Consider the following 15,079-nt stretch of genomic DNA (forward strand, 5'->3'; position numbering starts at 1 on the left):
GGGCGGGGCAATATACGCCCCGCCCCCGCCCGCCGATCAGCGCGTGAGTTGGTGCAGCCGAGTGGTCTGGAAACGGATTACCGTGATGATCGTTGCCAGCCCGAACGTGATGCCGAACAGGTAGAGGCCGACGCCGGCCCGGCGGACGGCTTCGAGCACGTCAGCCCAGCGCCCGACCGACTCGAGGCTCCAGGTGCCAACCGCGGCAGCGGCCACGAAATCGATGTCGAGGGCGAGCATGCCCTCATCCGGTTCGTATGGCTTTTCCACGGCGACTCACAATGGTCGGGAATCGCCGTATGGTCGGGAATTGTGGCCTGTTTGTCACGATCCGCCGAACCTGGGCCGTTGACCGTTGACCGTTGACCGTTGGCCTCTCCTACCCGAGTTCCGCCAGCAGCCGCGCCTTCCCGTCCGGGGGCAGGAACGAGCTTTCGATGGCGTTGCGGGCCAGGGTGGTCAGGTCGTCGCGATCCAGATCGAGCGCTCGCTGGATCGCCAGGTAGTTGTCGCCGATATAGCCACCGAAGTACGCCGGGTCGTCGGAGTTGACGGTCACCCGGACGCCCCGTTCGAGGAGACGTGTGAGGTTGTGCTCCTTCAGATCGTCAACGCCCCGAAGGGCGAGGTTTGACAAGGGGCACATCGTGAGGGGGATCGCTTCCCGCACCAGCCTCTCGACCAGTACGTCATCCTGCTCGCAGGCGACTCCGTGGTCGATCCGCTCGGCGCCAAGGAGATCGAGCGCGCCGGTGATGTACGAGGGCGGACCTTCCTCCCCGGCGTGCGCCACGGCCCGAAGACCGAGGTCGCGCGCTCGCCTGAACACGTGCTCGAAACGATCGGGAGGATTGCCCACCTCGCCCGAGTCGAGGCCGACCGCGGCGATCCGATCGAGGAACGGGGTGGCCTGCTCCAGGGTCTCGAACGCACTCTCCTCAGGAAGGTGGCGGAGGAAACACATGATCAGCAGGGTCGAGATGCCGAGGGTGGCTGCCGCCTCGGCCCGAGCGCGCTCGAACCCGTCCATGAACACTTGGAAGGGAATGCCCCGCTCGGTATGGGTCTGCGGATCGAAGAAGATCTCGGCATGCCGCACGTTGTCCGCCGCCGCTCGGTGGAGGTAGGCGGACATGAGGTCGGCGAAGTCCTCCTCCGTCTGCAGGACAGCGGCACCCTGGTAGTAGATATCGAGAAACGACTGGAGGTCGACGAATTCGTAGGCCGCCCGCGTCTCCTCCACCGAGGCGAACGGCAGCGCGATCTGGTTGCGCGCCGCGATCGAGAACATCATCTCTGGTTCGAGGGTTCCTTCGATGTGGACATGGAGTTCCACCTTGGGCAGATCCCGAATGAACTTCTCCACCACGCCTCCTTCCGAAAATGAGCCTTCCCGCAACCGACCCGGACATCAAGGGCCGTGTGGCCCATGTCATGGCGGCATCGACCACCCTACGATTTGAATCGAACCGACTGAAGGGTGATCGATGCGCGGGAAATCATTCCGCCGATGGTTCGCCGTGATCGCCGTGTTCGCCATTGTGGCGGCGGCGTGCGGTGACGACGATGCCACGACAACCACTGGAGGGGCAGGCGAGGAGTTCGTCTTCGGGATGATCCTCGTCGGCCCACAAAACGACCGGGGCTGGAGTCAGGCGCACTTCGAGGCGGGGCAATACCTCGAGGAGAAGCTCGGGGCGAGGATGATCGTCCTCGACCGGGTGAACACTGCCGACCGGCCCGAGACGACAGTCGATCAGGTGATCGACGACATGGTGGCCCAGGGAGCCCAGCTCATCTTCGCCACCTCGGACGACATGAAGGACGGGGCACTCCTCGGAGCGGAGCGCAACCCCGATGTGCCGATGATTTGGGCATCCGGTGACAACGCCTGGGTGGACGGGAAGGACCATCGGCCCGACCTCGACAATCTGGGCAACGTGATGGGGCGGATGGAGTACGGCAAGATGATTGCCGGCTGCGCCGCCGCGCTGACCACCGAAACCGGAGACATCGGGTACCTCGGACCGCTCATCAACGATGAGACGAGGCGACTGACCAACTCGGCCTACCTCGGCGCCCAATACTGCTGGGAGAACTTCCGGGGCAACGATCCGGCGACCCTTGGATTCAGTGTCAACTGGATCGGGTTCTGGTTCAACATCCCGGGATTCACCCTCGATCCGACGCTGGTGGCAAACGACTTCTTCGACTCGGGCGCAGACGTCGTGATCTCCGGCATCGACACCACCGAGGGCCTTGTCGTCGCCGGCCAGCGGGCCGCGGGCGGCGAGAGCGTGTGGGCGGTGCCTTATGACTACGAAGGGGCCTGCCAAGAGGCGCCCGAGATCTGCCTCGGCGTTCCCTACTTCCATTGGGGCCCGGCGTATCTCGAAGTAGCGCAGTCGGTGATCGACGGCACCTTCGAGGCCACCTGGGTGTGGAACGGCCCCGATTGGGACGACATCAACAACCCGGACACGACGGCGATCGGTTGGATCGCCGGTGGCGGCCTCTCCGAAGAGGCAGCCGCTGATCTGGCGACCTTCATCGAAGGTCTCGCCGACGGCTCGATCAATCTGTACGTGGGGCCCCTCAACTACCAGGACGGATCGGAGTTCCTCGCCGATGGCGAAGAGGCCACCGACTTCCAGATCTGGTACGCCGAGCAGCTGCTCGAAGGAATGGTCGGAGCCAGCTCCGCCGAGTGACCGACACCCTGCCCGCGGCGCGGGGAGAGGGCACTGATGCCCTTTCCCCCGCCGCGGCGCCGGGACCTCTCCCCCTACTCTCCCCCCGGCGATGAGCCTTGAGCTACGCGCCATCCACAAGCACTTCGGAACGGTGCGCGCCAACGACGGTGTGTCGCTGATTGTGGAACGCGGCTCTCTCCACGGCCTTCTCGGTGAGAACGGCGCCGGCAAGTCCACTCTGATGAAGGTGCTGTCGGGCTTCATCGAGGCCGACTCCGGCGAAGTGCTGCTCGACGGCGAGACCGTCGCCCTCGCTTCACCCCGCGATGCCATTGCCGCCGGCATCGGCATGCTCCATCAGGACCCTCTCGTCTTCCTTCCGTTCTCCGTTCTCGACAACTTCCTGCTCGGGACCCACGCGACGAGCGACCGGTCGGCCGCAAAGGCGGAGCTCGAACGCCTCAGCCGTACATTCGGTTTCGCTTTCGATCCCGACGCTCCCGCCAGGAGCCTCACCGTCGGCGAGAGGCAACAACTCGAGATCGTCCGGCTCCTGTCGCTGGGCGCCAAAGTGCTGATCCTCGACGAGCCCACCACCGGGATCTCCGCTTCGCAGCAGGCGCTGCTATTCGCAACTCTGCGCACCCTCGCCGCCGAGGGATTGATCGTGATCTTCGTGTCCCACAAACTCGAAGAAGTGGAAGCCCTCTGCGACCGGGTCACCGTGATGCGGCAAGGCCAGGCCGTGGGGGAACTGCCCCTTCCGGCTCCGGTGGAACGACTGGTCGAGATGATGTTCGGCCATGCGGTAGAGGTGGCCGAACGGTCGCCCGGCAGCCCAGGTGGGGCGGCGCTCGAACTCGACGGGATCGCCGCCACCGACCGCCTCACCGCACTCGAGGGGTTGTCGCTCGAAATCCGCCAGGGCGAAGTGATCGGCCTCGCCGGACTGGAGGGCAGCGGGCAGCGAACCCTCCTCCGCACCTGTGTTGGCCTGATCGCACCCACCTCGGGAAGCGTCCGGTGCGGTGACGCCGACCTCACCTCCCGCGGCTACCACGAGCGACTCGCAGCCGGCATCCATTACGTCCCGGCGGGGCGACTCGAGGAAGGCCTGATCCACGGGGTGACCATCACCGAGCACTTCCTGCTGTCCACGCCAAAGACAGGCCCGGTCATCGACTGGGCGGCGGCCCGACGCGCCGCCAAGGCGAAGATTGAGGAGCACGCCATCGTCGGCACCACCGACTCCAGCGCCGAGTCATTGTCGGGCGGGAATCAGCAACGGCTTCTTCTCGCGATGATGCCCGACGAGGTGAGGGTCCTGCTCATGGAGCACCCCACCCGCGGTCTCGACATCGCCTCCGCCGATTGGGTGTGGACGAAACTGCTCGAGCGGGTCGCCAAGGGGACCGCCATCGTCTTCTCCTCGGCCGACCTCGACGAACTGCTTCGGTACAGCGATCGCATCGTCGTGTTCTTCGGCGGACGGGTGTTCAAAGTGCTCGACGCCCGGGAGACAGATGCCAACCGGCTGGCCCAAATGATCGGCGGGAGGGACCTCCCGTGAACCACCGGCGCCTGAACTTCGGGGCAGGTTCGCGACTGGTCGCGGTCGTCCTCGCCGTCGGGTTCACCTCCTTGCTCATCGTTGTCGCCGGTGCCTCGCCGATCGAGGCCTTCAAGCTGCTGTGGGAGGGCTCGGTGGGCACCCAGGACAAACTCGCCAACACCCTCATGACCTGGGTTCCATTGGTGCTTGCGTCGGCGGGGCTCGTCGTCACGTTCTCGGCCGGTCTGTGGAACATCGGGGTGGAGGGCCAAATCGTCATGGGAGCGGTCGCGGCCTCGTGGGTGGCGCGTGAGGTGAGTATCGGGACGCCGGGGATCGTCACCCTGGCTCTCATCGCCGGCCTGCTCGCGGGCTTGTTGTGGGGCCTTCTTGCCGGGGCACTACGGGTCTACGGGCGGGTCAACGAGATCTTCGGCGGCCTCGGCCTCGACTTCGTCGCCACCGGATTCGTCGTGTACCTCGTCATCGGGCCGTGGAAGCGGGCAGGCATCGCATCGACCAGCGGCACCGACCCGTTCCCCCGGGACTCCTGGCTCCCCACGATCGGCAACAAGCTGGCACCGATCGCGTTGATCCTCGCGGTCGCCGGAGTGGTCGGGGTCCTCTACCTGATGCGGGGCACCTACTTCGGGCTCCGACTCAAGGCGGTCGGCGCCAACCCGGCGAGCGCGTTCATCATCGGCATTCAGACCCACCGTTACCTGCTGGCCGCAATGGCGATCGGGGGCGCCCTCGCTGGCGTCGCCGGCACCATCCAGGCGATCGGGTTCCAGCACAAGTTGGTACCGTCGATATCGGGGGGTTACGGCTTCCTTGGCATCCTGGTGGTGCTGCTGGCGTCCTACCGCGCCGCGCTGATTGCCCCGATCGCCTTCTTCTTCGTGATGATCTCGGTGGGCAGCAGCCAGCTGTCATTACGCCTCGGCCTCGACTCATCGATCGGGGGCGTTATCCAGGGCAGCCTGGTGCTGATCGCCATCCTGGTCGGCGGGTGGCAGGTACAGCGTGCCCGGCGTCGCGCGGTACCCACGGTGGAGGCCTGACCGTGGAAGCCACGTTCGCCACCATCGTCGCCGCGGCGGCTCCGCTGATCTACGCCACCATGGGCGAGACGATCACCGAGAAGGCCGGGGTCATCAACCTGTCGCTCGACGGCAGCATCCTGCTCTCGGCAATGACCGGGTTCGCCACCACCTATGTCACCGGAAGTGTGATGCTCGGCTTCGTCGCCGCCATGGTCGTGTCGATGGTCATCGCCGCCCTCATCGCCTTCGCCAGCATCGAGTTGAAGCTCAACCAGATCGCGGTCGGGTTCGTGCTCACCCTTTTCGCCGCCGAACTCAGCTCGTTCCTCGGGAAGTCGTATGTCGGGGTCCGCGGCACCCATGTCCCCCACCTGGAGATCCCGTGGCTTTCCGAAATCCCCTTCTTCGGCAAGGTGCTCTTCGACCACAACCTGTCGGTGTATGGGTCGTTCGTGGCGCTGATCGTCGCCTACCTGTTCATCTTCCGAACCAAGCGGGGCCTCGAACTCCAGGGGATCGGCGAGCGGCCCGATGCGGCCTTCGCCCGGGGGATCCCCGTCAACAAACTCCGCTACGTGTACACCATCGTCGGCGGCGCCCTCGTCGGCCTCGCCGGCGCCGCCTTCTCGCTGGACGTGAAGTTCGGCTGGCGGGAGAACCTGACCCTCAACTTCGGATGGATCGCGCTGGCGATCGTCATCTTCGGCGGCTGGCACCCGGTTCGAGCGGCGTTCGGGTGCTACCTGTTCGGAGCGCTCCAGGTGGTGGCGCTCAAACTGCAGCCGGTGCCGGCGCTGCAGAGCTTCTCGCAGATCCTCCCCATCCTCCCCTTCGTGCTGATGATCTTCACCATGGTGATCGTGTACCTCGACGGGTTCCGCAGGTTCGGCGAACGCCACCCCCGATGGCGGCGGCTGTTCGCGTCCGATCCACCGGCGGGCATCGGGAGGGTGTTCGAGAGGGAGTGAGGAGATTCAAGAGTCAAGATTCAAGAATCAAGGCAAGGCTCTTGGCTCTTGGCTCTTGGCTCTTGGCTCTATCTGACGATTACCTCGTCGCCGACCCGCACGCGGTGCGCCCCCTCCAGGGTCTTCATGTCGAGGATGTAGCCGCGCATGCCGTCTTCGAGGAAGGCGAGGTGGTCGGCGATGTCATCGCGGGGGGCGACGTCGGGTCGGCCGAGCATGAATGAGGTGAACTCCCGGCAAGGGGTGGCCACCCGGGCGCCGCCGAGCGGCACCTCGCCATCGGCCGTCCTGACCACGACCACTCCCTCGAGGTCACTGACGGTGATCCGCCGGTCGGTCGCCACTATCAGGTTCTCTCCGGCGCATCCCAGCGGTGCGGATCCGAACCGTTCCGCGATCAGGTCGTAGTGGCCGGAGAATCCGATCGACAGCGCCCTCCGCCCACCGGCACGCGAGTTGGGATGGGCGGCGTGGTGGGCATCCATCACCCACGACCCCTCATGACGCCCGATCACCCCCGGCGGCCCGATGATCGCCTCCTCCACCGCCAGGATCGGACCCGAGTCGTACCCCTCCCCCTTGGCCTTCAACGGATCCCGCTGCACCTGGATACGGATGAGGAGGCCAAGGACGCGTTCGGGCATTCGGAGATCGTAGGGCCTGGTCAAGTCCAGGCGGCCCCCGCCTCCAGCAAAAGAGCGTCCTCCCCCGGCCTCCGGGGGAGGTGCCGAAGCGAAGCGAGGCGGAGGGGGCAGCGGAGACAGCGTGCGACCCGACGCGACCTGACAAAGCGGGCGAACTACCCGAAAACCACCTCATTCAGCAGGTCTGGCCTGTCGGTGATGATGCCGTCGACGCCCATCGCCAGGAGTGTCTTCATCTGATCGGGGGCGTTCACGGTCCACACGTGAACTTGCTTGCCCGCTTTGTGGGCCGAGTCAACCAGCCGGGCCGAGGCGATCCGTCGGGGGATCTGCAACGCGTCGGCGATGCCCCGGACCGGCAGGCCCACCCGGCATGACGCCACCGCCTGGGCGAGTTCGCGGGGTCCCGCCGACACCGCCACCCGGCCCCGAGTGAGACGGCGGAACTCGCGGATCCGCCAATCCCGAAACGACCCGATCAGCACCCGGTCCTGAGCCTGAAGGCGCTCGATCTCGGACGCCACCACCTCCTCGATGCCCGCCTGCTTCAGGTCGATGTTGAAGAGAGCCTCGGGGAATGTCTGCAGCAGGTCCGCCAACAAGGGAACCTTCAGCCCGGTCCCCCGGAGGGGGAAGACCTCCGCCAGCTTGAAGTTGTAGGCGGCGTCCAAAGCCTGCAACTCGTCCCAGGTGCGCTCCCACACCCTCCCGACGCCGTCGGTGAGTCGTTCGAGTCTGTCGTCGTGGAACACCACTACCCGGCCGTCGCGGGACACATGGACGTCGATCTCGAGGTACCGATATCCCATATCGACCGCCCCCTGGAACGCCACCATCGTGTTCTCCGGCCAAAGGACCCGGGAACCCCGGTGGGCCAAGCGGATGGGGTGCTCGTGGGAGAAATACGCTTTCATTGGCTCCTCGAAAGCCGCAATGCGCGATGCGCAATGAGCAACGCGCCCCATGAAACGGTCGCGCATCGCGCATCGCGCATCGCGCATGGGGTTCTCACGCCACCACCTCCCCGCGCTTGACCACCTTCCATACCAACGCACTTCCCGGGCGGTAGGGGATGTGGGAGTAGGAGGGGGCGTCGAAGATGGTCAGGTCGGCAAGGGTGCCGGGAGTCACTCTGCCGCGGTCGTCGAGACGCAGGGCCTGCGCTCCGCCCAGGGTGGCCGCCCACACGGCCTCCTCCGGGGTGAGACCCATCTCGAGACAGGCGAGCGCGATCACGAAGGGCATGCTCTCGACATTGGAGGTGCCCGGGTTGCAGTCGGTGGCCAGGGCAACGGTGACCCCGGCGTCCCACACCATGCGCCCGGGCGCCTGCGGAGAACGCATCGAGAACGAGGCGGCAGGCAACAACACGGCGACCACGCCGGCCTCCCGGAGGAGGACGGCATCCTCGTCGGTCACGTGATCGAGGTGATCGGCCGATGCCGAGCCGATCTCGGCGGCGAGGGCGGCGGCGCCGGTGTGGGCGAGTTGCTCGGCGTGCAACTTGGCCCCCAGGCCGAGCCCGGCGGCGGCGCTCAGGATCCGCCGGGCGTCGTCGACCGTGAAGGCGCCGCGATCGCAGAAGACATCACACCACTCGGCGAGCGGCGCGCACGCCGGCAGCATCTCGTCGACGACCAGGTCGACATATTCCGATCGGTCCATCCCCCGATCCGGCACATGGGCGCCGAGAAAGGTGGCGACCACATCCACCGGCGAGCGGCGTCCCGCCTCGATGGCTGCCTCGAGGATCCGCACCTCATCCGCCGTGGTCAGGCCGTACCCGGACTTCACCTCGACGGTGGTGGTGCCCGAGGCGAGCATCCGGCCGAGGCGGGCCACTGCCTCGTCTGCGAGCCGATCGGTCGGCGTCGACCGGGTGGCCGCAACCGTCGAGTGGATCCCGCCGCCGGCGGCGAGGATCTCCTCGTAAGACTCGCCGCGCAGGCGCCGGGCGAACTCTTCCGATCGATCACCGGCGAACACCGCATGGGTGTGCGAGTCGACGAACCCCGGCAGCACCGCCCGCCCTTCACAGTCGATGGCGTCGGCGTCGCGATGAGCCTTGGGGAGGTCGCGGGTCGATCCAGCCCAGACGACTCGATCCCCGTCCAGGGCGACCGCGGCGTCCTCGATGAGGCCCAGATCGCCGGGTACACCGGAGGCGTTGGTGACGAGTTGACCGATGTTCGTCAGTGTGAGGGTGGTCACGATTGGCAATTGGCAGATGGGAGGCAAATGGCGATGCGCAATGCGCGATGCGCAACGCGACCCGACCGCCCGACCAGCATGTCGCGCATTGCGCATTGCGCATTGCGGTCTCCACGGAAGCCCACCGAAAGGTCGACCGCCAACCCCCTCACCCCTCCTCCATCGGAATCCGCACCCCGCGCTCGTGGGCCACCTCGATGGCGCGCTCGTAACCGGCGTCGGCGTGGCGCATCACGCCCGTCCCGGGATCGTTGGTGAGCACCCGCTCCACCCGGAATGCGCCGTCGTCGGTGCCGTCGGCGACCACCTGGGCACCGGCGTGGATCGACTTGCCGATGCCCACTCCCCCGCCGTGATGGACCGCCACCCAGGCGGCGCCGGAGGCGGTGTTGAGCAGAGCGTTGAGAATCGGCCAGTCGGCGATGGCATCCGACCCGTCGAGCATCGCCTCGGTCTCCCGGTACGGAGAGGCAACCGATCCCGAGTCGAGGTGGTCCCTTCCGATCACGATCGGGGCCGACACCGCGCCGGACCGAACCAAATCGTTGAACGCCAGGCCGGCCTTGTCGCGTTCGCCATATCCGAGCCAGCAGATCCGGGAGGGGAGCCCCTGAAACTGCACCCGTTCCTCCGCCATGTCGAGCCAGCGGTGGAGTGCCCGATCCTCGGGGAACAAGTCGCGGACCGCCCGATCGGTGGCAGCGATGTCGGCGGGATCGCCGCTCAACGCCACCCAGCGGAAGGGACCCTTGCCTTCAGCGAACAGTGGCCGGACATAGGCAGGGACGAACCCGGGGTAGGCGAAGGCGTCCTCGAACCCGCCGAGGCGGGCCTCCCCGCGCAAGTTGTTGCCGTAGTCGAAGACTTCGGCGCCGGCCTTCATGAAACCCACCATCGCCTCGCAATGCTGGGCCATGGAGTCACGCGCCTGCTCGACATACCAGCCGGGGTCCTTGTCGCGCAGCTTCGGCGCCTCGTGCACCTCGATCCCGATCGGGACGTATCCGGCCAGTGGGTCGTGTGCCGAGGTCTGGTCGGTGACGATGTCGATCTCGATCCCGCGCCGCAGCAACTCCGGGAATACCTCGGCGGCATTGCCGACCACTCCGATCGACAACGCCCGCAATTCGGCTCGGGCGGCGAGAGCGGACTCGATGGCGGCGTCGAGCGATGGAGCGAACTCGTCGAGATAGCGGGTGTCGATCCTCCGCTGGATGTGGTCGGGATCGATCTCCACGCACAATGCCACCCCGCCATTCATCGTGATCGCCAGCGGCTGGGCGCCACCCATCCCCCCCAGCCCGGCGGTGAGGGTCAGGGTCCCGGCGAGGGTGCCACCGAACCGCTGGTCGGCGATCGCTGCAAAGGTCTGATAGGTGCCCTGGAGGATCCCCTGGGTGCCGATGTAGATCCAGGACCCGGCCGTCATTTGCCCGTACATGGTGAGGCCGGCCGCCTCCAGCTCGCGGAAGGTCTCCCAATCGGCCCAGTCAGGGACCAAGAGGCTGTTGGCGATGAGCACCCTCGGCGCCATCGGGTGGGTGCGAAAGACGCCCACCGGCTTCCCCGATTGGACCAGCAGAGTCTCGTCGTCTTCGAGCGCCGTCAGCGAGCGGACGATGGCATCGAACGCTTGCCAGGATCGCGCCGCGCGGCCGGTACCGCCGTAGACGACCAGATCCTCCGGCCGCTCGGCCACCTCCGGGTCGAGGTTGTTCATCAGGCAGCGCAGTGCGGCCTCCTGCAACCAACCCTTGGTAGTGAGGGTGGAACCCCGTGAGGCCCGAACGGTGCGGGGGGAGGACATGGGGGTCAGGGTACCGAACGCCGACCGCCACCCGCCTCCCGCAAGACAGCGGCCAGCCCTCCAGACCCCTACAGCCCTTCGCGCATCGCGCATTGCTCATTGCGGGCCGAGCGAAGCGAGGCCCAACCCCTCTACCCTCGGAGCGTCGCACACGCGCCGGAGGACCCCATGCAGCCCACCTTCGTCTACCGACATGCGGTGAATCCCGGCAAGGGACTCGCCGTCAGCGGCATCTTCTTGATCAAGGCGGTTCTCGCACTACCCCATTTGATCGTGGTCGGCGTATTGGCGAACGTGTCCGTGGTCGTCGCCTACATCGGGTTTTGGTTCGCCGCGATCAAGGGCGAGATGCCGACCGGCGTCTACCAACTGATCGAAATCCATTTCAGGTGGACCGCACGGACCTACGGGTGGTTGATCGGATACACCGACCTGTATCCACCCTTCGAGACGCAACCCCAGTACCCAACGGATGCGAGGATGGAACCCCCGACCAACCCGAACAAGAACTGGGCCATCGCCGGGATCATCCTTCCCGTGAAGGTCCTCGCCCTGCTCCCCCACTTGGTCGCACTGGTGTTCGTCACCCTGGCGGCGGTGCTAGCCACGTGGTTCGGCTACTTCGCGGTGGCGTTCACCGGCGCCCTTCCGGTCGGCATCCAGGACTTCGTAGCCGGAGTCGGCCAGTGGAACCTGCGGGTCTACGCATTCCTATTCGGGATCACGGACGAGTACCCGAAGTTCTCGTTCGACGCGACTCCTGCGGCGTAGACCTACCGTCGAATGGAGGCGAACGGCGAACGGCCAGATAGAGCCACGGCGCGGAGTGGCTTGCCTGGCGGTTCTGGCTGTGGGCTGTAGGCCGTCGGCCGTTGGCTACTTGTCGAACTCCCCAGACTCCACGAGTCGCGCCACCGCTTCGATGCCCGGCCCCGGGGGTCGGTCGCGGTCTAGTCGGGGGACCACCGCACGGACCGTGTCGCGGCCGCGGCCGGTTTTCGGGGCGGGCTGCAGCGGGGCGCGGAGGTCGATGCCCTCGGCGGCGCAAATCAGTTCCACCGCCACCACCCTCGCGGTATTGGTCAGCACGTCTTCGAGTTTGCGGCCGGCACCCCACCCCATCGATACATGGTCCTCCTGAAGGCCCGAGGTGGGGATGCTGTCCACCGAAGCCGGATGGCTGAGTACCCGGTTCTCGGCGACGAGGGCGGCGGCGGTGTACTGGGCGAGCATGTAGCCGCTGTTCAACCCCGGCTTGCTGGCCAGGAACGGTGGCAGACCGGATGACCTGGCCGGGTCGAGGATGCGATCGGTGCGGCGTTCCGAGATCGAGGCGATCTCGGACATTGCGATGGCCACGAAGTCGAGGGCGAAGGCCAAGGGCTCACCGTGGAAGTTCCCCGCGGAGACCACTTCCCCGGTCTCCGGAAAGACGATCGGATTGTCGACCACTGATCCGAGTTCCCGACCGGCAGTGGCGGCAGCGAAGTCGAGCACGTCGCCGACCGCCCCGTGCACCTGGGGAGCGCACCGGATGCTGTAGGCGTCTTGAACCGCGTGGCTGAAGTCGTCGCGGTGGCTCTCCGCGATCTTGCTGCCTTCGAGGGCGTCGCGGATTCGTCGCGCCGACTCGGCCTGCCCCGGGTGCGGCCGCACCAGGTGGACATCGGCGCGGAACGGGCGGCTGCTGCCGAGCACTGCCTCGACCGTCATGGCACAGGCGAGATCGGCCGCGCGAACGATACGACGTGCTCGGTCGAGGCCGAGGGCAAGGAAGGCCAGCATCCCCTCGGTGCCGTTGAGCAGGCTCAGCCCTTCCTTCGCCTTGAGCGTCAGCGGGGTGAGGCCGCGATCGGCGAGCACCTCGGCGGCGGGTCGGACCGCTCCATCGACCCTGATCTCCCCCTCGCCGATCAGCGGAAGGGCGAGGTGGGCGAAAGGGGCAAGATCACCCGAGGCGCCGACCGACCCTTGACCGGGCACCACCGGCAAAAGGTCGCGCTGCAACATCTCGACGATCCGCTCGACGATCAATGGCCGTACCCCGGAGTGCCCCTGAGAGAGAGTCCGCGCCCGCAGCAAGAGCATCGCCCGCACCAACCGGTCCGCCAGCGGCCGACCGACCCCGGCAGCATGCGACCTGAGGAGGGCGACCTGCATCTCGGCGGACATCTCTGGTTCCACCCGGGTCGAGGCGAGAGCACCGAAGCCGGTCGTCACGCCGTAGACCACGTCACCGGCAGCAAGAACGTCATCGATCACTTGCCGCGCCGGAGCCATCCGGGCGGCGACACCGGAGCCCACCTCTACCGTGGCAGTCCGATCGGCCACCGCCACCACTTGGTCGATCGTCAGCGGATCCCCGGTGATGGTGACGACCCCGGTCATCGTGTCTTCCTCCCGGCCAGCCCCGATACGAAAGCGAGAAAGGCATTCGCCATGTTCATCACGGTCATCCCCTCGCGGTCGCGGGCGGGATCGACCTCGACGAAGTCCACCGCCCGCACCGCCTCGTGTCGGCCCGCCGCCCGGCATGCGGCCGCGAGCTGGCGTGGCGTCATCCCCCCCGGCCGGGCGCCGGGGCATCCCGGGGCGAACGCCGCGTCGAGCACATCCAGATCGACGTCGACGTAGATCCACCGGCATCGCTGGGCGAGATCGTTGAGCGCGGTGGTCACCACCCAGCCGACGCCCACCTCGTCGACGGTCGCCATCGTCACCACTTCGATGCCGTGGTCCTCGCAATAGGCGCGGTACTCGCGCGAGTTGGCGAACGAATGGATCCCGATCTGAATCACCCGCCCATCGGGCAGACCGTCCTCGATCAGCCCCCGGATCGGGCTGCCGCTGTTGGGCCCGGAGTCGGTCACCCGCACATCGTGGTGGGCGTCGAGGGTGAGCACTCCGACGTCCTCGAGAACACCCAGGCTCCTGACCAGGGGACGGGTGATGGCATTGTCGCCGCCGAAGAATGCCCGCACCGGACCCTCCGGCAGCTCCTGGGTGAGCCGTTCCACCTCACCCGGCATCACCTGCATGTCGAGACCGTCGACCGGCCAATCCCCCAGATCGACGACCCGAACCGCGGCGAGGTCGGCTCCGGTCTCGCTGTCGAATGTCGAGAAACCTGTCAGCGCCGCCCGCACTGCCACGGGCGCCCGCCATGCCTGCGAGGGACGCAGCGACGCCGAGGAGGAGGGCACCCCCACCACCAGGAGGTCGGGGTCGGCATCCGCACTGCCGAGCCAGCCATCGGCGCGAGGCCACAGGGGATCGGAGATCATTCGGGGGGAGGCTACAGGGGCCTCGCTTCGCTCGGCCCCCGCGATTGGCGATTGGCAAGAGGGCCTCGCTGCGCTCGGCCCGCAATTCGCAATTCGCAATTCGCAATTCGACACAACGCGTGCGAGACGTCCGGAGGGTCTTCCGGTAGGAGAGATCGCGTGGTGCGCGCCCGCAGGGTCAGCTGCCCCCTCCGTCACCGCCCTACGGGCGGTGCCACCTCCCCCGTCGAAGACGACGGAGGAGGACGCTCTTGCTGGAGGCTGGACGCTGGAGGCTGGAGGCCATACTGGACCCATGCCTTCCGAACCCGCCATCCCCATCGGGCGAATGTTCACGATCCCCGCCGCTGAACTGCAGTGGCGGTTCGAGCCCAGTGGGGGCCCTGGGGGCCAGCACGCCAACAAGGCGTCGACTCGGGCCGAATTGATCTGGGATCTGTCGGCGAGTCCCTCCGTGCCCACAGACCTGCGGGAGCGGATGATGGAACGCCTCGGCGGCAGGGCCCCCGGGGGCATCCTCACGATCGGGGTCGACGAGACCCGGTCACAGTGGCGCAATAGGGCGATCGCTCGCCGTCGACTCGCCGAGATCCTCACCGACGCCGCCAAGAAGCCCAAGCGCCGCATCGGCACCGCCCCCAGCCGAGCAGCCAGACGCCGCAGGCTGGAAAGGAAGCGCCAGCGAGCAGAGATCAAGCGGATGCGAGGCAGGGTGGAGCCGGAATAGCCTCCAGCCTCCAGTCTCCAGTCAAGAGGGCCTTCCGCCTTCCGCAGGAGCTCAACTGGCAGGCCTCTACGCGTTCCGTCGTATTGCGTATTGGTGAACCATCAGGACATCGTTGACACATTTCCATCAGAACATCGTTGACACTTT

Annotated in this window: 14 protein-coding genes; 6 read left to right on the top strand and 8 right to left on the bottom strand. The window is 66.8% G+C overall.

Annotated elements, in window-relative coordinates:
• Positions 1–36: 36 nt before the first annotated feature.
• Together WD184_01680 and WD184_01685 are read right to left on the bottom strand one after the other, a co-directional pair.
• Positions 37–270: a hypothetical protein gene (locus tag WD184_01680; GenBank protein ID MEX0825458.1), complete on the bottom strand. Its 234-nt coding sequence runs from the start codon at positions 268–270 to the stop codon at positions 37–39.
• Positions 271–379: 109 nt separating this feature from the next.
• A complete protein-coding gene (locus tag WD184_01685; protein ID MEX0825459.1) occupies positions 380–1,366 on the bottom strand; it encodes an adenosine deaminase in 987 nt (328 codons plus the stop codon).
• Between the two features lie 121 nt (positions 1,367–1,487).
• Here WD184_01685 and WD184_01690 point away from each other — a divergent pair, with 121 nt between their 5' ends.
• From WD184_01690 to WD184_01705, 4 genes are all read left to right on the top strand, one after another.
• The gene (locus WD184_01690) at positions 1,488–2,711 is read left to right on the top strand and encodes a BMP family ABC transporter substrate-binding protein (GenBank protein ID MEX0825460.1); all 1,224 of its coding nucleotides are present in this window, start codon (positions 1,488–1,490) and stop codon (positions 2,709–2,711) included.
• Between the two features lie 91 nt (positions 2,712–2,802).
• A complete protein-coding gene (locus WD184_01695; protein ID MEX0825461.1) occupies positions 2,803–4,263 on the top strand; it encodes an ATP-binding cassette domain-containing protein in 1,461 nt (486 codons plus the stop codon).
• Positions 4,260–5,309: an ABC transporter permease gene (locus WD184_01700; GenBank protein ID MEX0825462.1), complete on the top strand. Its 1,050-nt coding sequence runs from the start codon at positions 4,260–4,262 to the stop codon at positions 5,307–5,309. Before WD184_01695 ends, WD184_01700 begins: the two co-directional genes overlap by 4 nt.
• 2 nt (positions 5,310–5,311) lie before the next feature.
• The gene (locus tag WD184_01705; protein MEX0825463.1) at positions 5,312–6,259 is read left to right on the top strand and encodes an ABC transporter permease; all 948 of its coding nucleotides are present in this window, start codon (positions 5,312–5,314) and stop codon (positions 6,257–6,259) included.
• Positions 6,260–6,327: 68 nt separating this feature from the next.
• On the opposite strand, the gene WD184_01710 is transcribed toward WD184_01705, so the two are convergent.
• The 4 genes from WD184_01710 to hutU all read right to left on the bottom strand — a co-directional run bounded on the left by WD184_01710 (position 6,328) and on the right by hutU (position 10,921).
• Entirely contained in the window at positions 6,328–6,903 is a 576-nt protein-coding gene (locus WD184_01710; GenBank protein MEX0825464.1) for a hypothetical protein, read from the bottom strand.
• Between the two features lie 155 nt (positions 6,904–7,058).
• Positions 7,059–7,817: a glycerophosphodiester phosphodiesterase gene (locus WD184_01715; GenBank protein MEX0825465.1), complete on the bottom strand. Its 759-nt coding sequence runs from the start codon at positions 7,815–7,817 to the stop codon at positions 7,059–7,061.
• A gap of 94 nt (positions 7,818–7,911) precedes the next feature.
• Positions 7,912–9,114 carry an imidazolonepropionase gene (gene hutI / locus WD184_01720; protein ID MEX0825466.1) on the bottom strand — a complete coding sequence of 401 codons (1,203 nt, stop codon included), beginning with the start codon at positions 9,112–9,114 and terminating at the stop codon, positions 7,912–7,914.
• Between the two features lie 148 nt (positions 9,115–9,262).
• On the bottom strand, positions 9,263–10,921 hold the full coding sequence (gene hutU / locus WD184_01725; GenBank protein MEX0825467.1) for a urocanate hydratase: 1,659 nt from the start codon (positions 10,919–10,921) through the stop codon (positions 9,263–9,265).
• A 168-nt stretch (positions 10,922–11,089) separates the two neighbouring features.
• Here hutU and WD184_01730 point away from each other — a divergent pair, with 168 nt between their 5' ends.
• Complete coding sequence (locus WD184_01730; protein ID MEX0825468.1) at positions 11,090–11,692, top strand: DUF4389 domain-containing protein; 603 nt, start codon at positions 11,090–11,092, stop codon at positions 11,690–11,692.
• A 105-nt stretch (positions 11,693–11,797) separates the two neighbouring features.
• On the opposite strand, the gene hutH is transcribed toward WD184_01730, so the two are convergent.
• Both hutH and WD184_01740 read right to left on the bottom strand, forming a co-directional pair.
• Complete coding sequence (gene hutH, locus WD184_01735) at positions 11,798–13,309, bottom strand: histidine ammonia-lyase (protein MEX0825469.1); 1,512 nt, start codon at positions 13,307–13,309, stop codon at positions 11,798–11,800.
• Entirely contained in the window at positions 13,306–14,205 is a 900-nt protein-coding gene (locus tag WD184_01740) for an agmatinase family protein (protein ID MEX0825470.1), read from the bottom strand. The genes hutH and WD184_01740 overlap by 4 nt, the downstream gene beginning before the upstream one ends.
• 295 nt (positions 14,206–14,500) lie before the next feature.
• Here WD184_01740 and arfB point away from each other — a divergent pair, with 295 nt between their 5' ends.
• On the top strand, positions 14,501–14,932 hold the full coding sequence (gene arfB / locus WD184_01745; GenBank protein ID MEX0825471.1) for an alternative ribosome rescue aminoacyl-tRNA hydrolase ArfB: 432 nt from the start codon (positions 14,501–14,503) through the stop codon (positions 14,930–14,932).
• Positions 14,933–15,079 lie beyond the last annotated feature (147 nt).

Source organism: Acidimicrobiia bacterium (assembly GCA_040878325.1).
Taxonomy (GTDB): domain Bacteria; phylum Actinomycetota; class Acidimicrobiia; order Spongiisociales; family UBA11373; genus JAUYIV01.